Annotated in this window: 20 protein-coding genes; all 20 read left to right on the forward strand. The window is 26.4% G+C overall.

Annotated features, from left to right (window positions below):
* The 20 genes from IR152_RS00975 to IR152_RS01070 all read left to right on the forward strand — a co-directional run bounded on the left by IR152_RS00975 (position 1) and on the right by IR152_RS01070 (position 24,953).
* A complete protein-coding gene (locus tag IR152_RS00975) occupies positions 1-1,371 on the forward strand; it encodes a hypothetical protein (RefSeq protein WP_227449971.1) in 1,371 nt (456 codons plus the stop codon).
* A 1-nt stretch (position 1,372) separates the two neighbouring features.
* On the forward strand, positions 1,373-2,998 hold the full coding sequence (locus IR152_RS00980; protein ID WP_227449972.1) for a discoidin domain-containing protein: 1,626 nt from the start codon (positions 1,373-1,375) through the stop codon (positions 2,996-2,998).
* An 8-nt stretch (positions 2,999-3,006) separates the two neighbouring features.
* Positions 3,007-3,393 (forward strand): hypothetical protein, encoded by a 387-nt coding sequence (locus IR152_RS00985; protein WP_227449973.1) that lies wholly within the window; start codon positions 3,007-3,009, stop codon positions 3,391-3,393.
* Complete coding sequence (locus IR152_RS00990) at positions 3,393-4,889, forward strand: hypothetical protein (RefSeq protein ID WP_227449974.1); 1,497 nt, start codon at positions 3,393-3,395, stop codon at positions 4,887-4,889. The genes IR152_RS00985 and IR152_RS00990 overlap by 1 nt, the downstream gene beginning before the upstream one ends.
* 194 nt (positions 4,890-5,083) lie before the next feature.
* Positions 5,084-6,595: a hypothetical protein gene (locus tag IR152_RS00995; protein WP_227449975.1), complete on the forward strand. Its 1,512-nt coding sequence runs from the start codon at positions 5,084-5,086 to the stop codon at positions 6,593-6,595.
* 4 nt (positions 6,596-6,599) lie between these two features.
* Entirely contained in the window at positions 6,600-7,205 is a 606-nt protein-coding gene (locus tag IR152_RS01000; protein WP_227449976.1) for a hypothetical protein, read from the forward strand.
* Between the two features lie 71 nt (positions 7,206-7,276).
* Complete coding sequence (locus tag IR152_RS01005; RefSeq protein WP_227449977.1) at positions 7,277-9,583, forward strand: phage tail protein; 2,307 nt, start codon at positions 7,277-7,279, stop codon at positions 9,581-9,583.
* Positions 9,584-9,631: 48 nt separating this feature from the next.
* Positions 9,632-10,330 (forward strand): hypothetical protein, encoded by a 699-nt coding sequence (locus tag IR152_RS01010; RefSeq protein WP_227449978.1) that lies wholly within the window; start codon positions 9,632-9,634, stop codon positions 10,328-10,330.
* Between the two features lie 140 nt (positions 10,331-10,470).
* Positions 10,471-11,088: a hypothetical protein gene (locus tag IR152_RS01015; protein ID WP_227449979.1), complete on the forward strand. Its 618-nt coding sequence runs from the start codon at positions 10,471-10,473 to the stop codon at positions 11,086-11,088.
* Positions 11,069-12,202, forward strand: coding sequence for a peptidoglycan-binding domain-containing protein (locus IR152_RS01020; RefSeq protein ID WP_227449980.1), 1,134 nt, complete (start codon positions 11,069-11,071; stop codon positions 12,200-12,202). The genes IR152_RS01015 and IR152_RS01020 overlap by 20 nt, the downstream gene beginning before the upstream one ends.
* A gap of 21 nt (positions 12,203-12,223) precedes the next feature.
* The gene (locus IR152_RS01025; RefSeq protein ID WP_227449981.1) at positions 12,224-12,706 is read left to right on the forward strand and encodes a hypothetical protein; all 483 of its coding nucleotides are present in this window, start codon (positions 12,224-12,226) and stop codon (positions 12,704-12,706) included.
* Position 12,707: 1 nt separating this feature from the next.
* Positions 12,708-13,739: a hypothetical protein gene (locus IR152_RS01030; protein ID WP_227449982.1), complete on the forward strand. Its 1,032-nt coding sequence runs from the start codon at positions 12,708-12,710 to the stop codon at positions 13,737-13,739.
* Complete coding sequence (locus IR152_RS01035; protein ID WP_227449983.1) at positions 13,732-14,097, forward strand: hypothetical protein; 366 nt, start codon at positions 13,732-13,734, stop codon at positions 14,095-14,097. Before IR152_RS01030 ends, IR152_RS01035 begins: the two co-directional genes overlap by 8 nt.
* Before the next feature lie 38 nt (positions 14,098-14,135).
* On the forward strand, positions 14,136-17,774 hold the full coding sequence (locus tag IR152_RS01040) for a hypothetical protein (RefSeq protein ID WP_227449984.1): 3,639 nt from the start codon (positions 14,136-14,138) through the stop codon (positions 17,772-17,774).
* An 11-nt stretch (positions 17,775-17,785) separates the two neighbouring features.
* Positions 17,786-18,562 (forward strand): hypothetical protein, encoded by a 777-nt coding sequence (locus IR152_RS01045; protein WP_227449985.1) that lies wholly within the window; start codon positions 17,786-17,788, stop codon positions 18,560-18,562.
* Entirely contained in the window at positions 18,555-18,968 is a 414-nt protein-coding gene (locus IR152_RS01050) for a hypothetical protein (RefSeq protein WP_227449986.1), read from the forward strand. Before IR152_RS01045 ends, IR152_RS01050 begins: the two co-directional genes overlap by 8 nt.
* Positions 18,949-19,764 carry a baseplate J/gp47 family protein gene (locus IR152_RS01055; RefSeq protein WP_227449987.1) on the forward strand — a complete coding sequence of 272 codons (816 nt, stop codon included), beginning with the start codon at positions 18,949-18,951 and terminating at the stop codon, positions 19,762-19,764. Before IR152_RS01050 ends, IR152_RS01055 begins: the two co-directional genes overlap by 20 nt.
* Positions 19,765-19,772: 8 nt before the next feature.
* The gene (locus tag IR152_RS01060; RefSeq protein WP_227449988.1) at positions 19,773-20,447 is read left to right on the forward strand and encodes a hypothetical protein; all 675 of its coding nucleotides are present in this window, start codon (positions 19,773-19,775) and stop codon (positions 20,445-20,447) included.
* Positions 20,448-21,566 carry a Low copy number virion structural protein gene (locus IR152_RS01065; protein WP_227449989.1) on the forward strand — a complete coding sequence of 373 codons (1,119 nt, stop codon included), beginning with the start codon at positions 20,448-20,450 and terminating at the stop codon, positions 21,564-21,566. It abuts the gene before it with no gap.
* Between the two features lie 15 nt (positions 21,567-21,581).
* Positions 21,582-24,953, forward strand: coding sequence for an Ig-like domain-containing protein (locus tag IR152_RS01070; RefSeq protein ID WP_227449990.1), 3,372 nt, complete (start codon positions 21,582-21,584; stop codon positions 24,951-24,953).
* The last annotated feature ends 13 nt before the right edge of the window (positions 24,954-24,966 follow it).

Genomic DNA, 24,966 nt, shown 5'->3' on the forward strand with positions numbered 1-24,966 from the left:
ATGGCTAGTGTAGGAAATACTTCACTACAATTAGAACAAAATAACTCAATCGAAAATATTCAAATTGGAGAGTATATATCTTGTGATTACACTTATGAGGATGGTTTTTCAAACTTTGGAGCAGGAGAAACATTAAATTTTATTTGTGTTGAACACAGTTTAAAACAAAATATATTAATATCAGATACAGTAATTCCGAATTTAAGTTTTGATGAAATAAATCAAAAAGGATTTATTTATGGTAATATATTAGAAAATCAATCTTCTAAAACTTATTTTTGTATTATAAAGTCAATTACAAATAGCCCATATAATGACAGTTACTTACATTCAGAATATGATAAATATATTTTAAATGCCACTTTAAATGATTTAATTATTGCTGGAGATAAAGATATATGGCATCATAATTTAGCATCCATAACTGATACTTTTTCTGATTCAGATAATACTAAAGTAACAATTAGAGGTGGTACAAGCTCAAATTCATATAATGTAGTAAGTACATCTACTAAAAATAATACAAGTGGGTTTAGACCAGTTTTAATTGTCAATAGCATATACTTATATCCAGAGTTTGATATTGATTATACTTTTGGAGAATGGAATGGAATTATAAGTCTAACAAATATATTACTAGATAAAACAATAGAAACACCAAAAGTGAAGGTGAAAATAACAAATAAAAATGATATAGAAATATTACAGACAGATTCATTAGATGTAAATGAAGGCAATCTAAATTTAGATATAAGTAATGTTGACTTGTTAAATGGGCTGAATATACTAGAAATCATTATAGAAGATGAAAATAATTATGTCTCAAATCCTAAGACTATAAAAGTCTTTAAACACAATAAAGGTCTTATTCAATATCATAAAATAATTTTAACTGATAATATATCATTTGATAAATCATATAAAAATATGAAAGTTAAATTAAAATCTACAGGTGCAATTATTGGAATTTATACTATAGATAATATTAATTACAACGTTTTTGACATAAATTCTATTTTTAACATAAATTCTAATAATATTAATTTGTTACTATTAATGGACAAAGATACTATTTTAAATGCATATAAGCTAATTTGTGAAGATATTGAAATCATTAATTTTGATAATATTGAATTAAAGCCACTACCTCCATATGATGAAGGAAATTCTGGATCGATAGATAAAGAAGAGGTAGTAAAAATAATAAACGAAACTGTCAATCCAAAACTCGATTTAATAAATAAAAATCTAAATATATCTAATTTAAAAATTCAACTAAAATATGATAAAGAATTAAATCTTTCAGCTAACTATACATCTAATTATTATATAGATGCCAAGCTTGATACAGTAGAAAGAGAAGGTGAATAGTATGGCTAGTGTTGGAGACGCCCTTCCTCAACCAGAGGAAGGCTGGAAGAGGTACAATGATGATTGTATAAATATATTCTACTCTGAATTGTATAAAAGAGTTCCTATGAGTTCATGTTATGGTGGAACGGGTACATATGTTAAAAATGTTCCTTATGATGAAACAGATATTAATTTTAGTTTTATTGGTTCAAAAGTAAGAATAATGTGTGACGTATGTAGCGATAGGTCTGATTTAATTGATATTAATCTTGATGGTAAAGTTGAACAATTTAGCACAAGAATTGGTAACACTTGGAATTTTTCTAAAATAGTATATGAAAAATTAGACCTAGATGATAAACTACATAATATTAAAATATCAATAAATAAAAATAGTGTTGTTGTTTATTTTTTCTTTGACTGTATAGATATAGATGAAGGTGGACATATATTGTCGCCAATAGAATCTATATTGACACAGAGAACATTAATAGAAGATATGGAGATAGGAGATATAGTATCTTGTAGATATACTGCTACCACTTCTGGAAAATTAGGAGAATTTTCAGAACTTGGAATTTGTACTTGTGAAGAAATTCCTAGAAATGTTTCTAGCCCAACTCCAGATGGGAAATTCTTTTTTGTTAAGGTAGATGATAATAAACTAATAGCTGATAGAAACATACAAAACAATATCTCATGGAACGAAATTAATAAATCTGATATTGACTTTTTCTATAGAGAAAAAGTGTTTCCTATAAAAGATTGTGAAAGTGATGAGACAGAGGAATATATTTTAAAAGCAAGTAGTATATATGATAAGTATTATGCTTTCCATGCTTTTCAAAATGGAGATTTGGTTTGGCATAGTGAATTATATAATTATCCACATATATTGCAAATTACTTTTAAAAAAAATCCACGAAGAATAAATTCATATAGACTTCATTTTAGGAATGACGCTCAATTACCACAACCTGCAACAGAGTGGACTATAGAAGCTAGTAATGATGAATTGACATGGATAATTCTGCACAAAGTTAAAGAAAGTACTGTTCCAATTTACAATCAAGTAAATAATTATATTTTTAAAAATGAAAATTTTTATAATCATTATAGAATAAAAATAACAAATTCAAGTTCTACAACTGGAAGTGTGGCTATAAAAAAACTTGATTTCTTTTATAAAAAATGCTCTCTGTGTTTGCCAAATGGTGGAGTAGCTTACAATGATGATATAACTGTATCTTTCCCTAAAAAAGCTTTAACATCAAATGAAGATGATGACTATATTTTAGAACAAAGTTCAACATACAGCACAGGATTTCTTGCGTATTTAGTTTTCAACAAAACAAACATAGATTCTGATGACTGTTGGCATAGTAATTCTGAAGCTAATCCATATATTAAAGTATCATCAAAAAAAGAAAAAATATCAGCTTGTGGATTCATATTAACCAATAGAAATTGCCCTGGCTCATCCAACCTCCAGCCTCTTGTACTGTATATGGAAGTAATGATAATACAACTTTCAAAAAGATATATGAAACTCAAAATCTCCCATCAACCAATAAAGCAACTTCGTATCATTACTTTAATTCGGAAGTTGAATATTTACACTACAAATTTAATTTTACAAGAGTAGATTCTTATGTGGCTATAGGTAATTTAGAAATACTTAAAGATTATAAATACAAAGACTCTCCTTCAAGTTCAGTTAACAAAAACCAAGGTGGTTGGCCAACCGTTAATGATTGGGATACATATATATGGAAAAGTAATTTGAATGGAAAGGTAGAGTCTGGTGACAATAACATATGGAATTATAAATATGTTGCATCTTTAACCAATAACATTGCGATTTTATCAGTTGTAGATGTAACTGGAACAAGACCAGATGGAACCTCAGTTGCTGTTAGAGGATATAATGATAAATACGTAAATGATAGTAGTCCTAAAAGGTTTGGCATAATAAATAATGCCTATACGGCTTCTAATGTAGGATTTAGACCAATGTTAGTTATAGGTGGTGATATATAATGGCTATTATAGGCGAAAGATTACCAGAACCAGAAGTAGGCTGGAAAAGATATGATGAATCAAATATACGAGCTATAATAAAAGGTTCTTTTTGGGGAAAAGAAGTTCAGAATGCTTTTTATGGAGGCTCCAGTATTTGGCTTAAAAGTGTTGACAGTAGCTACAAATTTAAATTTTATGGAAATAAATTTAGACTTATATCAGATAGAAATACAAATAGACCTCAAGATAATACTAAATTAATAATAGATGGAGTTGAACACATTTGTAATACATATGGACAAACAAGTGGTCAAATACTTCTCATTGATGTAGTTAATTTAGACAATTCTATACATGATGTTATAATATCTCCAGTTAAAGAGGGTCTTGCAACTATTGACTGTATAGATATAAATGAAGATGGATATATTATTGATTTACCTTTAGAAAAAAATAGAATTATTAATAAAATAAAAGTTGGAGAATACATTCCATGTAATTACACTTACAATAATGGTTTCACAGATTTTTATAGTGGGACAGATATGAATTTTATTTGTGTAAATCATACAGATATAGAATCGTTTTTGATATCTGATAAAGTTTTTCCTAATTTATCTTTTGATGAAATAAATCAAAAAGGATTTATATATGGTAATGAATTAGATAATCAGCCTTACAAAAATGATGTATTAATCGTACGTTCGCTAACTGGAGGTGTTAATAATAATGGACTATCTGAATATGATAAATATATTGTAAGTTCAGATTTAAATGGTCTAATAACACCAGGAGATAAAACTATCTGGAATTGGGATATTTGTAGTATCACAAGTTCTATATCAGCATCTGATAATTATAAAATAATAACTAGAGGCTATTCTAGTGTTACAAACTATTCAACGAATAATACTTTCAACAATAAAGGTCCTACTTTTGGTTTCAGACCAGTACTTATTATTAAACATCTATATGCTTCTCCATCATTTGAAATAAACCAATTTGGAAAATTTGGTAATCGTTTTAATATAACAAATATAAATTTAGATATTTCAATAAAAATACCTAAAGTCATAGTTAAAATAACGAATACAAATAATTTACATACTTTAATTTCTACTGAATTAATAGATGTTGTAAATGGTTCTTTAAGTGTAGAGTACGTGTTTGATAAGAATGATTTTATATTAAATAAGACAAATGTACTAGAGGTTACTTTAACTGATGAAAACAACATTTACACATCTATAAAAATAAGTTCATTCCCTATTGAAGATAAGTTATTTATTTTTAATAATTCGATAACATCTACTATAATTGAAAATAAATATAATAAAGGCAGAATGATTATCTCTGCTAATATTAAAAATAATTATGTTATATTACACTTAAATAATAATAATTACATTGAGATAAATCTTGAAGAGTATGTCAGCTTAAATCAAAATACTAAGTTAAAATTTTTATTAGATAAAGATTCTGATTTAACGTCTTATGGATTGGCATTTATATAAGAAGTTATCAACATAAAAATGAATGAAATTTTAAATGAGAAAATAATTATTATGGATAATAAATAAAATTTAAACTAAAATGTACAAAATAAATATAAGTAACAGTATATTAAATAATGTCAAGATACATAGTGTATTTAACTAATCTTAAAGAATCATAACAAATAAAGATGATTAAAAGGGAAGAAATAACCATGGACACATCAAAAAAGCTATTTAATGAACAAGAATTTTATGGTAAAAATATTTATCTATTAGGAACTTCAGAATTTGGACCAGTAAACACTCCAATAAAAATAAACTCAATTTCTCACATGAATTCAAATTTTGGCAAAAAAGGTTCTTTAGTTGAAGCATATAAAATTATAAAAGAATCTAAATTAGACTGTAAAGTTTATCTATGTAAAGTTACAGGAGCACATGCAGAAATTTATTTAGATGTAAAATGTGCTAATGGTGAAGTAGTAAAAAATTGCATACATATTAAATCAAAGCATGCAAATGAAATATATAATGATATAGAAATAATAGTAAATCAAGATGGCTTACAGGTAATTTATCCAAAAAGTTTGGGAGATTATATACTAAAATATCCATATGAAAATTATCCTACTTTGTATGATTTATCAGAAGCTATAAATAAAGATTCTCAAAAACTAAAAGGTATGATAATTTGTAGTGTTTATTGCGATTCTTATATGAAAACAAAGGAATCTATAAGTGAAGTAAATCAAGGTATGCATAAACTTAGTGGAGGATATAGTGGATTAGACCTAGATAAAAACATAATGTACAATAACTTAGACAGTACATACACTGTTTTGGAAGGACTTGATATAGATATTATTATGCCTTTAGGAGTGTATTATGATGATACATTTACAGATGACAGAGAAAAAATAGATAAATATTATGACCTAACTAGGGAATATCTAACCATTAAGAATGGAGAAAGATACTTAACTTTTTATGAACAATTACTGAATTTCTGTAGGATTCAAATGAAAACAGGTATTATAACTCATGGTGTCATTGGACTTAATTTAACTAATGAGATTTGGATAGATGAGAAAGAGTATATTGGTGTACTGAAATGTTTCAAAAAAGTTAATGAAGTATCAAAATTTAATAAAAATTATGAACAATTGGTAAGTGTAGTGGTTGGGGATGTATATACCACATATGGTACTAATATTGTAAATTCAAGTATTGTATATGCTCCTCTTATAGCAAGTTTAGATATCATAGAAACTACCACAAATAAGGAAATTCCAGAATCATTTTCACTATTTAATACGTTTGATATTTCAACAATAAAAAAAATGACTGAGCTTGGATATGTATCGTTTAGATTTAGTCAGCTAATCAGAAGAGTAGTCGTATCAAATGGAATCACAATGAGTGAACATACTGAATATAAGTATTTATGTAATGTAAGAATGATTCAGCTGACTATGTGCTATATAAAAAAAATGCTATATTCTCATATAGGTGAAAATATAGATGCTTTGTTATCATCTGGATATTTGAAAGAAAACTTAATACAATTGTTAGATGAATTAAGAGATAAAGAAATTATAAGTGAATATATAATAAATGAACTGTCTAAACATAAGTCCGGAGAATTATTTTTAGATTTGAGTTTAAAGACTATATATATGTTAGAGTATGTTAGAACCTATAGTGGATTGAGTATAGGTAGGTGAAAAAATGGATACAGAATTTATGGCAAATAATAAAAATATACTTATAAATGAAGAACACATTGACAACTTTGAAAAAATAGAAAGAATGTTAGAATATATTTTGAAAATAGAATTAGAGGATGATTGGGGAGTAATTTCTTTTGATACAATAAAAAAAGATGAAACAGATAAAATTGTACTGCCACAGATAAATTATAGTGTAAAATTAAGAGAAATATCTAAAGGAAAAAGTCATAAACCAATATTAACTGATGTAGTTGATGAATTAGATGAAAATAAAGAAAAAACAGGTAAGGTAATTAAAGTATATAGACAAAGTTTTGATTGTATACTAGAATTTAGATTTCTAGCTAAAACACAAAGAGAATGTAGAAGACTTATGGAGGATTTTGAAGATATAATAGTGTCTTATACAGGATTTCTCAAGAAAAAAGGTCTTGGGGAGATTTTCTTTTTAAAAGAGATAGCAACTAAAGATAGTATAGGTTTTGATAAAAATGTTTCAGTCAAAATATCTGAATATTTTATACGATTAGAAAAAGTAAAGACTTTGAATGTGAATAAATTAAAAAATATAGAAATGAAATTTTCTGTAAAGGATAGAATTTAACCAGGAATAACGTAAATTTTGCTTGGTATAAAATCTATAACATCTACAAGATTTAAAGGGGGAAAACCTTTATGGCAAACTTAGGAAATATGTATCCTAATCTTCCAGGAATGTTAGTTGAATTTAAGGATGGTGGTTCTGCACTTAGATTTGGCTCAGATGAATACAATACTGATAGTATGCTGTTGCTTGGTACAGCAGTTGATGGACCAGTAATGGAGCCAGTAGCTATAGATGATTCTTCTATAGAATTGCTCTTTGGTTCAGATATTAATTTAAATGGAATCCCAAATGGTTCAACGTTAGTTCACGCATATAAGCAAGCTAGAGATGCTGGATGTCAAGATATAAGGGTGATGAGGGTATCTGGTACATGTGCAACATCAAGTATAAGTGCACCATCACAAGTTATTGAAAAAAATAAGAAAATAGATGAGGATTTATCCATTGTTCATGGATGTGAGAAAACTGATATAAAACTAAGTGGAAAAGGGATTGTTGCAAGTTCTATTAGAGTGTATGTAAAAGGAACAGAACTATTATCTGGATTTGCATATAATGAATCTATTAAGAGTATATCAATAGAAAAAAATGCTTGTGATGCAGGGGTACCTATTTCAGTAGCTTATAGCTATAGATATTGGGTTGAACAGAAGCCAGAATACTTAACTTTGAATAAAGATAAAAAGATTTTTTTATCTAATATCCCAAATGGAGCTGCTATAGTGGCTACTTATGATGGTAAACCTATAAATGATAATATGGAAATGAATGATAATGTCATAACAATACCATCTTTAGAGGAAGGAGAAAAGGTAGCTGTAGGTTATAGAATAGAAGTTGTTGGAGAAGAAATAGAAACTCAAACAGACGGAAATGCTTTTATGACTGCTACATCAAGTCAAAAACTACTTTTAAGTAATACTCCAGTAGATGGAACACTTATATTGTATGTTGGTGGAAGTAAGGTATTGGATTTGAATTCTTTTTCAGTAGATAAGAAATCAAAGACTATAACTCTTAAAAAAGAATATTTTCAAATGGGACAAGTAGTATCAGTAAGCTATTATATGCCAGTTAAAGAGAATATAGAAAGAAAAATAAGATTAAAGTCTAGGTTTGCTGGCGATATATATAATTTAGGTCAAGTGAAAGTAGAAGATTTGAGAGACACTTTTGGCAATTATATAGGAAAATATGTGAAAATTATTAAGCCAGAGTCTAAAATGAGTATTGGAGAAGAACCTTTGATATTATCAACTCTCGACTGTTTAACTTTTGGAGAGTTAGTAGATGCAATAAATAATTTACAAACAACATATTTTGCAGAAACGGATACACCAGAAGTACTTACAAAAGACCTGATAAAATCAGCTACGTATTTTATAGGTGGTTCTAATGGTTTAGATATGAGTAAGGAAGATATGTTTAAGGCATTGTCAGGAGAAAGAGATAGAAATGGATACATAGTAAAACAAGGTGCTTATCAGTTGCTTGAAAATTATAATGTAGATTGGATAGTACCTTTAGGTATTTATGCTGATGATAAATTATTTGACAGACATCAAGACTTTGCATATGAACTTGCTTTATTTTGTGCAGTGTTATCTTATAGAAATAAATCTACATATGGCGTAATATCAATGAATCCATTAAAAGACACATCTTTGTCAGGTGTTCAATCACACTCTAAATATTTAACACAATATAATAATGAGTTTTTAATGAAGGATGATAAAGGCTCTATAATTACTGATGGACAAGGAAACTGTATAGACCTTGGAAAATTTATATCAGTAGTTGCAGGGCCTACACCTATAGTTGAACATAAGGTGAGCTCACTTAGAGAAGGAAATCCAGCAGTACTTTATGCTGCTCTCAATACAAGTATTTTGCCACACTCATCTCCAACAAATAAGGTATTAAGTGGTGTAAAATCATTAAAGTACTCTTTTTCAAATGCACAATTAAATGATATAACAGGAAACAAATTTGTTTCATTCAATTCTAAAAAGTTAAATGGTAGAACTTGTTTAAATAAAGTTTTTGTAGTAGATGCTCCAACATCTGCAAAGAAAGATAGTGTATATTCAAAATTATCTACATTAAAGGTTATGAGAGCAGTAACTGATAATATAAGAGAAGTGGCAGACCCATTTATAGGGGAAGCAAATACAATAGAACAAAGAAATGCATTAAGTGCAACAATTGCAAAGAGATTAGATACACTACTATTACAAGGGGCTATATTAGATTACAGTTTTAATCTAATAGCAACACAACAAGATTTAATATTAGGACAGGCTAAGTTAGAAGTTGGTATAGTAGCACCACAAGAACTTAGAAAAATAACCACTATAGTAGGGTTAAAAAAATAAAAATGGAGGAGAACATCCATTTAGATTTAATAGTTAGGAGATACTGTTATGGCAAGTACGAATATAAACACACTAACATCATTTTCTGGAGCTGATTTAGTTGTAAGCTTTGCAAATCAAGTTATTGGAGAATTACAAAAAATATCATGGGGTATAGAACGTGAAAAAAAACCAGTATACACATTAGGAAGTCCCGATGCACGAAGCTTTGCAAGGGGTAAAAGAGAGATTAAAGGGTCATTAGTATTTGCTATGTTCGACCAAGATTCTCTAATTAAATCTATGAAAAGCATTTTAAAATCATCAGAATCTACAAGATTTACAACGTCAGGGAATTTAGCTATAACTGAAGAGGAAAACTTTATAAATGCAGTAGAAATGTTGAAGTGGAATGTGACGGCACAAGATTCTATAAATTTAAGTAGGAATATAAATAGTAAGTCTAAGTATAATGAAAATAATTCTAAAGTAAGTGATGAAGAATTTAAAATACCTAATGGATTTAGTCCAATAAGAGATAGTAGAATAGTTTATTTAGATTCTTTACCGCCATTTGATATAACAATGACTTTTGGAAATGAACAAGGTCAATGTGCATTTCAAAAGATATATGATGTTGATATAATAGACGAATCTAGTGAGGTGTCTATTGATACAATCGTTTTAGAGAAAAAATTAAATTATAGAGCTAGAAAAATATCACCACTTATACAAGGTGTATATTCAAAAGAAGAAAAGCTAAAATAAGTGATAAAGTCAAATATGTAAATAGATAAAAGAGGAAAATTAAAAGGTCTCATGTAGTTAAATGTTTGCAAGTATATTTTGCTTATTCAAAAACTACATGGGGTTTTTCAAAATATAAATAAAAAGAGAGGTAGAGTAAAATGGATTTAGACAATACTTTTTACAAGGCATTTTCAAGTACAGATTCTCTTGCATTTGTTTTATTTCCAGAATCTAAACCAATTCTTTTAGGTAGTTTGACAAGTATATCATACTCAATTCAAAGAAATAAAAAGCCAGTAGCATCAATAGGAAGTACACAGGTATCTGGATATACTCGAGGACCTAAGATGATTTCTGGAAAAATGGAATTTGTTTTAATAAATCAGAATCTAATAAGTGAATTGACAAGTAAGGTTTCAGTTTTATCTAATAAAAAGAAGATTAGCTCAGATGAATTGCCCTTATTTGATGTAATGATAGTATCCTTAAATGAATATAAATACGTCACACAGATGATGATATATGGCATAGATATTACTAATGATAGCCAAATTATTTCTATTAATGATGTTTTTATAAAAAATAAAATTTACTTTGTAGCAACAGATTTGAATGATTTTGCAGATTTACCAAGTAATAAAACAGTACAAAATACTGTAAGTAATTCAAATATATTCTCAAATTCAATATTTTCTTATGATTTTACTATTGAAGGATATGAACACTCTAAAAAAAGTAATTTGAAAGGCGTTAGTTATGACAAATTTAAACTTTAATAGTGCAAATAAAAAAGAAACTAAAAAGAGAGATTATAGTACATATAAAGAAGAATTTTATGGTAGCTCTGATGTATTGATTTATATAAATGGAAAACATAATAAACAAATAGCTGCAATAAAATTTTATGTAAAAGAACAAAGTAAACCTATTTATGGATATACATCTAATACATTTGATGATATAGCTGTGGGAAATAGGATAGTATCAGGTTATATAAAAGTTCCTGTGAGCAATGCTTTAAAAAATATATCTAATTGCTTAGAACAAGATATAAATACTTGTGATAAGTCTATTTTAAATAAAGAAGAAAAAATATCTATACCAGATTGGATATATGGATATGATTTAAGAGGTCTAAATGATAAATATATATGTAGAGAAGATAACAATATCTTATATAAAAATCAATGTAATATAGATGATAATGATGTTTCATTTCTTTATGATAAGTCTCTATTTTATGTTGATTTTGGAAGTAAATATGATATTAGAATACATTCTGTACAAACAGCTTTGGTATATATGGGGTATATGTATGAAGAACGAAGCTTTAGTGAATTAAAATACGGTTATTATTGTGTGTGTACATTTGATATGGTTAAAGCTTTTCAAAAAGAAAATAAGATTATACCGACAGGAAGGTTATGTGAAAAAACTTGGAATTTAATATTTAAAAAATTATATTCTAATTATAATATTATCATTTTGAAGAATAATGAAAAAGAAATCTGCATTAAAGATAAACAAGAAGAAAATCAGTATAAATCAGATTGTAATTTAAAAGCTATAAATTCTTTTATTTGTGATGAACTAGAATGCGATTATAACTTAATAGATAGTTTAATATATGATTGTAATTACGGAGAAGATAGTCAGAAATCAGACTTAGAAAATTCAGACTACCAACTTTCTTTTAATCCTAATAATATAAATACACTTAGGAAAAGTAATTTTTCTATAAGTCTTATATATGGAGAAAAAAAAGAAAAATATCGAAAAATTATTGGAGTAACGCCTATATCAGTAATCCAAGAAATAGATACAACAGGAAATCCTGTGTATGATATATATGAATTCATAGCAAAAGATGTAATTGAAATTAACAGCTAAATAAGGTCTGGAGGGGATTAAATGAATTATGATGAAAAAGAAATAGAATTATTGGCAAAACAAGCTAAGTTGGACTTAGAATCTCAATATGGAAAAAATATAGATGAAATTGATTTATACGCAGATGTTTTTAGTGATGAGAGTAAAAGTGAAGAACTGAAAAATTTAGGATTAGAAGATATTCCTTTATTTGAAAATGGTCCAGGAACAATTCAAGTACAAGCATGGAAAAAGAAATGGTCTGGTTATGATATATATATGATTGATATTTTAAAAAAGAGATTTATATTTAGAACTATTAACAGATTTGAATATAAGCAATTATTATCTCTTCAAAATATTGACACTTTACAACGTGAAGAAATTATATGCAAAACTGTGACATTATGGCCAGAAGAGTATGATTGGAAAGATACTACTAATGCAGGTTTACCAACTTCATATTCTGAAGTAATTATGGAAAAATCAGGCTTTACAAAAGATTTTATAATAGAGGTAATATAGTATGCTTTTAATAGAAGATATTATGAATATAAAAGAAAAAACTGGTTATAAAAAATTAATTCATATTAAATTTGGTACACATGAATATATATTTAAATTAATTAATCTTAATACATATATAAAAGCTAACCTTGTTTTTGATACATATGAAGAATTTAATGATTTTATATGTCAATCTGCATTAATATATCCTAAAGAATTCGTTTTTTCAAAAAGTCCAATAGCAGGATTAACAGATGAAATTTCTAAAAGAATAATTCATGAATCTCACATTTTAGATGAAAGTTCAATAATAGATTATTTTGAGGAAAGTAGAAGCAAACTTAATACTTTTTTAGAACAGAGTAAATTATTTGTAAAAGCAGCATTTCCAGAGATTTCTCTTAAAGAAATACGAGATTGGGATTATGAGAAGCTTATGGAAATGACAGCTAAGTCTGAATATATTCTTAAACTGAGAGGTGTAGATGTAAATCTTGAATATGACAAAGATTATCTAAATAATAAATCTAATAAAGAATATATTAATAGTAATAATAATATAAAATCTAAAGATTATCATTTAGATTCCAATAGCCTTACAAATACAAGATGGGATAGACCAGAAAAACTAAAAGTATTGGAGAATAAAAATATACAGAAGTTGAATATGGAAACTGAGCGTATAAGCTGTGATTTTATAAAAATAGGGAATAAAAATGATAAAGATAATGTTATCAATTCAAGGTATATAAAAGATAAAAATAGAAATTCTACGAAAAATAAAGATGATATTATAAATAGTAATAATATAAGAAATTCTAAAATAAGCAATTTTCGTATTAATGAAAATTTGAAAGACTATAATAATAACATATCAAAAATTCATTTAGAAATAAGAAGTATTTTAAATAGAGCAGGATATAAAAATATTGACATAAATTATATTTTAGGTGGAAAAGATTCTAATATAGATTTGAATTTTTATGAAAATAGACTTGAAAAATTTAAAATGAAGATGCTAAAAATGATTGGAGATATTATAGATGAATAATGTACATAATATTGAAGAAAAATTTTATGAAGAATATAAAAATTTTTTATTAGGGAGAAGAATAAAAGCTAAGGCAACTTTTAATAATATTAAATCTAAAGTAAATGAAGAATATGATAACTTAGAAAGTAAAGATAACACAATAGAAGATGATATTTTGATAAATAACAATGAAGCATTAAACATGAAAATTTCTGCTCAATCTCCTTTAGATATTGATATAGATTATGGTGAAAAAATTATAAAAAATTTATTTAAAAATATAAAAAATTTAAATATAAGAACTACAATACAAGATGATAGAAAAGATATAACAAATGAGGAAATTGAAAATGTAATATCTAAGATAATTTTGTGAATTTATAAAAGTACTTATGAACTAAAGAGGGTGAATTTATGAATAATGAGTCTAATAAGAGTTCAAATCAATCGTATTATGGGGCTGTTGCTCAGGAAATAACTGATAGGGATAGTCAAGAAATAGTCAATATACTATATAGAGAATCAACACTTAGAAACTTAGATGGTAAGTATAAACCTTTAAGCTATTACGAATATATTCAATATGAACATAGGCTTAAATATAAAGATAATATTGACAATATTTTTAGAATAGGAGATTGTTGTTTTGAAATACCTCCAGAGTATATAAGTATAACTTCTATTAATGATAGTGAGAGTTTAGATGAGGATAGATTGTCAAATATAGAGCAATCTAAAAAACAGAATATAAGAAAAGAAATATTTGTAGACTTAATGATAAATGGTATAAATCAAGTTAATGGGTATCAAGTTGAATCACCATTTGACTTCAAATATTATGTAGATGGATTAAGAAATTTAATTTGTCAGTTTAAATACACTCCATTTGTTCCAATTGAGTGTAAAGTTGTAAATGATGCAAATAATATAAACAATGTAGCTTTAAAAAGCATGTCCGTTGAAACTGTAGAAGGTTTTTCAGAGAGTCTAAGAGTTAAAATAATTATGGAAGAATTTAATGTTAAGCCTTATTTTAATAGAAATGATGTTTCATTGGATAATCATATAGATTGGGATTTGTACAGATTTTACACTCAAAAAAATCTTAAAAATTCTAACTTATCAAATCTTAAAAAGATAAAGTCGGTAAACTTCACTGGTAAATTTAAATTTAAAAAATTACACTTAAAAAATATCGATTTTAGTAAAATAAAGAGCAAAACTACTATAATGGATGAAATTTACTTTGATGAAATATTGAGTAATGAAGAAAATGTATATCTTACATATATCAATTTTAATTTAAATAACATATTTTCTAATATAAAACTGAATAATGGTGAAACACCAACAAAACAATACATGGGATTTAATAAAATTGACTTTATCTTTGAATTTAAAACTAGTGATGAGAGTATAATAAAAAAATTCAATAAATTAAATAGTAAAAATACAGATATTATAAAAGTAGAAAATGAACTTGTAAATCTGACTGGGACAGAGTACATGACTATAAAAGATGTTCAAATAGATACTGTTTTTGGATTTCCTGGACTGTATAATATAACCATTAAATGTAGAAGTTATGATATAGATAAAATCCAAAAGATGAAACCAATAGGGTTTAGACCATTCAATGAAATTAAGGAAACATATGAATATAATGAAATTCCTGAGGGGAGGCTAGGTACAGAAGAAGACTTTATAGATTATACATCTAAAGGTATAGATAATAAAACTATGCAAGATGTTTGTGCTAACAATAAACTTATGTATTTAGAAATGTATCCAAATCTCAGCTTACCAAAGTACGACGAAATAGACAATGCTATACAAAAGATAAGAGATTTTAGATTTAAAAATGGAGTTAAACAAACGTCTCTCATAAAATATCCTAGAACAGATATTGTTATGTATGAAATAGGGGGAAATGAAAAATATAATGGTTTTGTTGAGCCAGATTTTTATATTATATACCCTGTTAAATTTGAATGTAATAAAATTAATACACAGCTAGAAGCCATTAAACCTGACATAGTTGTAGAACCAGAATATAAATATGGATACGAACCACAAAGTATAAGTACATTAGGCAATGAATTTAAAGAAGAGCTATTTTGTAATGAACACTTAATATTTAAAAATGAAAATTTTAATAAAATACATGGTAATGATATTGGAACATTTAATATTAAACGAGTAAAACCAAAACAATCTTTTAAAGAGCTTCCTGAAAATAATCCAAATACAGTTGTAGAAAATATGTTAATTGATGAATTTTTATATTCACAAAAAGGGACCCTCATTAAAGCATTTCCAAATTTTATATTTATGTTATGTGATGAGGCTACAGATTGTTTTGATGGTCAAAAAAGTTGGACAAATTACTACATATATAAATCTGTTATGGAGATAAAAGTATCACAAGATGTTGATTCTCCTATATCAAGTGCAAAAATAGTTATTTCTAATAGTAGTAATGAAAAAAATTTAGATGATAATAGTGTTTGTGCAAAAAATGATACTCTAAATATATTCAATAAAAATCAGTTTGTAACAGCAGAATTTTTAAAAGGATATAAAGAAGAGTCAAAATATGAAATTAATTTAAAAATAGTAGAAGATAGAAATAAATTAGATAGTCAAGAAGTTTTAAAAGAAGGAACTAGAGTACATATTCGCATGGGCTATGGTTCAAATCCTTCAAAATATCCAATTGTGTTTAATGGAACTATAGTTGAAATAAATATTTTAAAAGACACTATTTTAATAGAGGCAAAGTCAGATGGCTTAGAGCTTACAGATAAATATCTCGATGAAAAAATGAATTTTCTAGGTGACAATATAGATTTAAAGAAAGATGCAAGTAATATAATATTAGATTTAATTAGTAAGAGAAACTTTAAAACAAAATATCAAAATATTGAATACAATGAAAAAAATTTTAAGAGTAGGTATGGTGTAGAGCATTTTGGTATGTATGATTTTAATTCTATAGAAACTTATGGAGCAATTCAAAGTGACATATCTAAAAATATATATCTAAGTAATTATAAAGGAATATATCTCGATGATATTCAGAGTATTGATTATATAAGTGAATCAATTTATGAGTTTTTACCAATAGGTAAAAAGATATGGGATATATGTAAAATGAGTGAAAAATCTATGCCTGAATTTGTGGTATATCCAAGACCATTCTTATTTGAACATAGATTGTTTTTTGGCTTGCCTGTTTGGATGTATAAATTTAATACAAATAAGATAAAAAGTGATGTATATGAGTATTCTAAAGCTTTTTCACAAATGCATATAGTAGATTTTTATGACTCAATTATAAATAATAATATAATTATAGATAATAACAATTTGTTAACAAATGCAAGAGGCATTTATAATGTATTAGGAAATCTAGAATCCACACCTTTTATAATAAGTGATTGTAATATAAAATGGTCAAATCAGAAGCTCAAAGTATTAGATAATTCAAGGATACAAAATTTTAATATATTTTCTAATTTAGAGGATGAAAATTTAAAATACAGAGAATTATATGCAAACAACAGACATATGTCAATAAGAAACTGTATATCAGAAATTCAAAACTCGTGGAAAGAAGCTTATGATGGAGATTTGATTATTACAGGAAAACCACAAGTAAATGTATATGATTTAATAGCAATTAATGATTTACTTGGAGAAGTATCAGGTGTATGTTTAGCAAAGAAAGTAACACATTCTTTAAATATGAAAACTGGATTTACAACATCAGTTACACCAGGTTTATTGACTGCAAATTCATTAAAATATAGTGGTATGAGTAATGTACTAAAATCATGTAATAAAATATTGTTTTCTATATCAAACATATTAAATAATGAAAGGTTAGTAAATTCAGATAATACAACTAATATTTCTAAACTAACAAGATTAGATAATTATGAGACACTAAACAATATGCTTACTGCACAATATGAAATGTTTAATTATAAAAACTCTATAATCATATATCCATTATATAAAAATTCATATATGAAGCTTAATCTAAAGTAGGAGGGAATCATATGAAGCTTAAAGATAAATTAATAGATAACATAGTAGATCCATATTCAAAAACAATATTTACAACTTCTATAGGTAAAGTAATAGATTTTAATATATGTAAAAATACAGCAGATATATATGTAGAGAACTTAAAAGGGAATAGTGCAACCTTTTCCAATGTACCTATTCAAAATATAGGGGAAGGAGTTCAACTATCACCACTAGAAAAAGGTGATAAAGTCTATATACAATTTAATAATGATTCTGTGTTTCAACCTAAGATAACAGGAATGGTGGATGAATCATATAAATGTCTATCAAAAAAAAGACGAAATCACATTAGAAAAGGATGCCTTTTATCAAATATAAAGAGAGACTCAAGAGAAATAACTAAGAAAATGAGCGAGACCTGGCTAGATTACAACAATAAAGATAAATTAAAATATAAAGATTTTATGGATAAAAATCCTATTGATAGTGTTGTAGAAAAAATAGAAAAAAAAGGATTTTTTGGAGGTAAAGAAGTTGGTGTATATCATCCTAAAAAATCTTCTATTGTAAAATTGAGAGATGACAGCAGTATAGATATATTTACAGCAACTAATGTTGGGCTAAGGATAAATGCTGAAAATAAAACTATAGAAATTTTTGGAGATTTTTCTGCTAAATCGGAAAACTGGTCGGTAATATCAAATAATATAAATATATGTGCTGAGGATAAGATTATTTTATCTGGAAGTGAGATAGTTATTGATACAAAAAAGATAAAGATAAATGGAGTAGATAAAAATGTTTGATTTTTGTATAACAGATAGTGGAGAACTTATATATGATAATAATTCCAATAATTTGCTATACTTAAATTCAGATGATTTACTTAGACAAAAATGTATTTGTAGAATAAAATCTGTAACAAAAGATTGGTTTAATGTGGACTATATAGGTTCAGATATAGAAAAGTTTTTAGGGACATTAAATAATAAAAACACCTTAGATTTAATTATAGAATATATTGAAAATGCCTTATTTTATGATGAGTTAGTTGAAAAAAATAGTTTGTTTTTTATACCTAAAATATACAGCGATAAGCTAGAATTATTAATTTTTATAAAAGAAAGAAGAAGTAACAATCCAATTGTTATTAACATGGAAATTGATGTAGTTAGTGGGGTGAAAATTAAGTATGATATTAATACACAATAAAAATTTTGAATCTCTGGTCAAGGAAACGGAAGTGGAACTAAATAAAATTGGATTTGACACAAGCCCTGGCTCTATAGCTAAACTTTTTTCTGATATAATAAATAAAAATATATCAGAATTTTATGATGTACTTACAATGAGCCATATTCAAGCTTTTGTAACTACTGCTACAGGTAGATTTTTAAATGCTATAGGTATATTAGTTGGATGTAAAAGATTGTTTGAAGAATCGGATGAGGATTATAGAAAAAGAATTACTCATCAGACATTAACCTTGGCTAAGGCAAATGAAACTTCCATAAGATTAGCTGTTTTAAGCATAGAAGGTATAAAGGATGTAATATTAAAAAGATACTCTCATGGACCAGGTAGTATGACTATCATACCAATAACTGAAAATATAAATGATGAAGATTTACTTTTGAATGTAAGAGAAGCATTATTGGATATAACATCATTTGGAGAAAAGGTCATAGTAAAGTTACCTAATTTTAAATATGTAAAGTTAAATATAGGTTTGGTATTTTCTTCCTATATAGATGAAATAGAGAAACAATCTATAAGAGTATCTGTAAGAGAAGAAATGATAAGCTATATAAATTCAATAAACATAGGAGAATCACTATTTATAAATGAATTGACTCAAAGAATCATGCAAGTTAGTGATTCTATACTAACGTATTCTTATAACAGTATTAAGATAAACAATAAAAATTGTTTGTTAATTAATCATGATTGCAGATGGGATGAGAAATTTATTGTTTCTCCAGATGAGGATTCTGTAGTAATTATATAGGTGACATAATGACTGAAAACGTATATTTGGAATTAATAAAGAGTGTTGTAGCAATTACAACTGCAATTATCACTGTAGTTGGAGCTTACTTAGGTAGAAAAAAATATAAGATAAAGAATAAAGAACAGTATAGAGCTACAAATAATAAATTAATGCTGTATTCACATCCCATATTTAAAAAAATAGAACTAAATAAAAATATTATAAAAATACATTTTACACTTGAAAATAAGGGAAAAGAGGCTGTTTTTAAAGAAATACTGATTAATCATATGAATATATTTAAGGTTCATGCTTTAAAATTATGTAAAAAGGTAGATTATGGAAAGATAGTAGATACAGATGAATTATATACAGAGAGTGTTTATACATTAAATAATATTATTGCTGATTTGAAAAGTTTTTATAAAGATAATAATTGCTATTCACAAGAAGAAGTAAATGTACTTGATATAGTAATGGATAAGTATAATCATTGGAATTCAGATAGGCAGCATGAAATAGTTGCTAGGATTCAAGAAATTTGTGTATCTGCCTTTTATCCAGATATATACACTAAGTCTATAACAGTATTTGACACATTTCTATTTGTAATGAATGATATTATGTTTGATGCAAATAAAACATTGAATAATTTAAATGGAGATTTAGTAGGGCTTAGGTTTAGAGGAGTGATTATCTAAATGAAAGAAAGTGATTTTGCAAGATATACAGAAAAAATAAGGTCAATGCTTCCCTTTTGGTTTGAAATGAAGAAAAAATCCAACAAATCTATTGGGATTGAGTTTTTAAATATATTTGGCATGGAGTTGGATGAAATAGAAGAAATGCTGGTTTATGCTTCAAAGCAAATGTATATTGAGTCAGCAGATGAGGAATTTATTGATTTGGTATATAAAGTTTTATTACCAAGCAACTTTAACATAAATAATATTTCTATGGTGTATACAAATCAACTTATACTTGAAAGAAGTTGGGACCTGTATACTTTTTTTGGAATAAAGAAAAATAAAAAAAATTTAGAAAATAACATAAGACAGCCAGATTATTATTTTATTGATGAAAAGAAAAAAGTAATTTATGTTAGAGAGCCATATGATAAAGAAGGAGATTTACCTTTTGGGAAAATAAAAATAAAGTGTATTAATAAAGAATTTTTATTTGAGTTGAGTTTACATCATGTATGGAATTTTTTTGATGAATTTGGTTCTTTGGTAGGATGTTCTAGACTTAAAGGAGAAAAGAATCATGATTATAAGCTTAGAATTCTTGATGTTTTTAAAAATCCAGCTAGTTCGACAAAAAGAGGTCTTGCTAATGGAATTGCAAGAGAGCTTGGGATTAGAGAAGTAAAAGAATGGAAGGATATGAGTGAAGATTTTATTATATCTGAAAAGATGGTTTTGATAAATACTATATCAATAGACAACAATCTAATAGATTTAGATGATGTATATATCACTTCTAGAGGAGAAATTCTTTTAAAGGGAAATCCTGATAAAAAAAATAAATCAGTAGTTATTTCCTTTATAAAGAGTCTTGAAATGTATCAACTAGTAGATATAAACAATAAAAAATTAAATATAGAATTATATAATTCAGATGCAACCCCAACCAATCTATTAATTGATTATGTAACAAAAATAAAAGAGGATACTTCAACTTTCTGGAATGATTTTAGGTATGATGAAGATACCTGGGTAAAGGAAGACGAAGATTATAATAATAGTTTTTCATTTTTACCAACCTTTCTTGATGCCAGTATAAAAGGATTTTCAAAATATGGATATTATAAAAAGTAGATTGGAGGTGAAAAAATGGAAGAAGGTAAAAATATAATTATGCAAGAAAATGAAATGCTGAGTTATACTAATTTTAAATTGCCAGAAAGAGTAGAAATAGTTCCATATCTAAATACTAACATAGCAAGTAGAATGAAAGCATTTCAGTCTGGAATAGGAGATTATAATGATTGTAAGTTATATAAATCAGAAGATACTACATATAAAAAGACATTTAAACTATTAAATAAAATATACGGAATAAGAGCAAGTAACAAAGTGAAATACAACACTATAAAATTTTATTATAGATATAAGATGGAAGCAAAAACTAATTATATAACTTATGATTCTAAAGTAAGTATTATAGTAAGTGCAAGAGAAGTATCTCCAATTAGGGAAAAAATTGAAGGAGAGCCATTTGGACCAACCTATACATCTGAACTAGCTTTAGACTATCTATTTGATGAGTATACTCAAGTGGCAGATATTTACTTATATAGTTTGATACCAGAGTTAAAAAATAAAGATTATTCAAAGAGATATAAATTTGATATAGAAATTTATGATATAAAAGGGCCAGTAAGAATATATTCATATACACATGGATATAGGGATTTTTTAGAAGATAATGAAACTGATGATAAGGTTGAATTTACTGAGTATGGTTATTTTGACCATAAGGTATGCATAAAAGCTATAGAGGTTACAAGGCAAAAAGAATATATTGAGATATTTCCCCCACTAGAATATGATTCACTTGTTGGAGCTATAAATGGAGATTTTCAGGTATCAGAAAATGGGAAAAAGGATATGATAGATACAGCTCCAGCTTTTGAAGCTTCTACTGATGTTTATGATAGAAAATATTATTGTATAATAGAAAAATTTAGCCCAGAAGAAGCATGTGTTTTATATGAATTTGAAAATCAAGTAGACGAAGAGGATTATACTCTAATCAATGGAGATAAAATAAAATTTTATTCAGATTCTATAATTGCAGATTCGACTGAATACAAAGAGTTTTTGGGGCAAGTTGATAGAGGGGAATTCATAATTGATGATAATAGAAAACATACTTATGTATATGGTCTTACAGAATTTAGTTTAAATTCGAATGAGTATAAGAGGTTTGAGCTTGTAGTAGAAGCAAGTATAAGTGATGTGGTGATTTTAGATTATCCAAAGGTGCTTACTATAAGGTATGGGCATATTGATGATATTATAATTGTATCTTTAAGAACATTGCAAAATGCTTTAGCACGTTGGTGTCCAAGCATACATAATGGATATTACTATTATAATCAAGATGAGTATTATTTATATAATAAATGCAATATGAATGGTCAAGAGAAAATATTACAGGATAGCTTTAATAAGTTTAGGATATTAATAAAGATTACTTTGAGTGTATCAGAACCAACAGGAAAAATTGAAAAATATGATATTAGAAAAGTTAATAAAAAAGACTTGTTACTTGATAGTTCAAAATTTTTCTATAAAGATAATATGTTGTGGGCAAAACCAATAAAATATTATAACGATTATTATTATGATTTTCTTGATGAATATATTTATGAAACAACACCTTTTTTATTTGACAAAAAACCTACATCCATTCAGGAAATATCATGGATACAAAAATCCAGTCTATTTAGTACTGTAGATGTATATTATGTAGGTCATAATGATATTTATGGAGAATGGATGCAACCTGTTAAATTGATTTATGGAGAACCCCTTCCTCAAAATTTAATACTATGCAAAGTATTTAAATTAAGATTTGTACTTAAACCATCCAAAATGCCTAAACTACAACATCGAGAACTAATTTATGAATGTGAATCTGATTGGAGAAATTTTATTGATTCTTTCCTGAGTTTTAATTTTTATTATAGAGAAGAAGTATTGATGCCATTATCAAATAATTCTATTTCAGTATCTATAACTAATATAATGGATTTAGGAGATACAGTAGAAAAAACAGAGAATTTAAAATATGTAATGCCATCAATGAAATTTGATGGAAGTGTAGAATTTTATATACAGGATGATAATGTACTTACTAATTTAGAGGGAAAACTAAATTCAGACAAATGGATTCAAGTAGAAAATAATACTAAGATTGAGGCTAAGAGATTTGTGAGGTTTAAAATTGTTTTAAAAGAGAGAGCAAAGCTATACAGTTTAAACCTAAAAGTTGGGAGATATGAGTATACAGGAATGAATTTAGAAATGTTTGTACCTGCAATAGGGGATATACGAGTTAAAGCCACTTATAATCCTACAGAATACTCCTCTAAATATGAAAATATAACATCATATAATCTACCATATGACACTCAATCACATACAATTATAAAAAATATTGAGGAATATGCAGAGGTAGTTGCAAAAGCAAATGATTTTAAAATAGAAAATATAAAAAGTATAAAATTTACCAAAGTAGATGTATATTCTGAAGAATATAATATTTTATATGATGGCGGAGATAAAATAACTAAAAAACCATTAAATGCACAATCATTATATTTATCTCAAAATGATTTTATATCAGAATTAGATCAAGATGGAATAATATTTAAGGTTCCCTATACTAAAACTATAAGAATGTCTCCTATACCACAACAATATTCACCTATTATTATCTATGAAATTGGAATAGAAGAACCATATACTCAAGTATTTTTTATAAGTAAAACAGGAGAATATTCACTTGAAAATGAAGAAAAATTTGAATCTCTTGGATTTAAAACTTTATACTTACAAAACATAGATATAGATGAGACAACAATATCTATTACAGTAAATGATGTATTAATGAAGGACTATACTATTAAAAATAATGTTATAGTTTTTGAAAAAGAAGTACCTAAGGGAAGTATAATAAATGTTAGATACAAAATTAAGAACTCTTTTATAGCTTTATATGACTATGAAAAAGATGAAGTTGAAATAAAGCTACATAAATTTGAAGAAAAATACCCAACTAAGGTGAAGGTCTATTTTGAAACTCATAAAACATCTTCACTAAAAGAATTAAAGCATATATCATTAAATCCAATCTACAACACCCTATACAATGGATATATATACATATCAGATTATACCTTAGAACCTTACTTTTTAAAAATATACTCAGAAACCAACTTTATATTTGCCAATGGAAAAGATGATATAAGCATCTTAATATCAGTAACAGATAAGTATAATAATCCAATTGAAGGTGCTTCTGTAAACGTAGAATCTGCTCTTGGTACAATAGAAAAAGTAAATGATAGAACTGATATTAATGGAATAATTGCATGTATTTATACGAGTTGGACAGGCGATTGTGTAGACGTTATAAAAGCAATTGCCAATGAAAATGCTAAAGATGAAATCAATATAGTGAATAGAAAAATATAGATAAGTTACAAAA

The sequence above is a fragment of the Clostridioides sp. ES-S-0108-01 genome (assembly GCF_020662285.1).
Classification (GTDB): Bacteria; Bacillota; Clostridia; order Peptostreptococcales; family Peptostreptococcaceae; genus Clostridioides.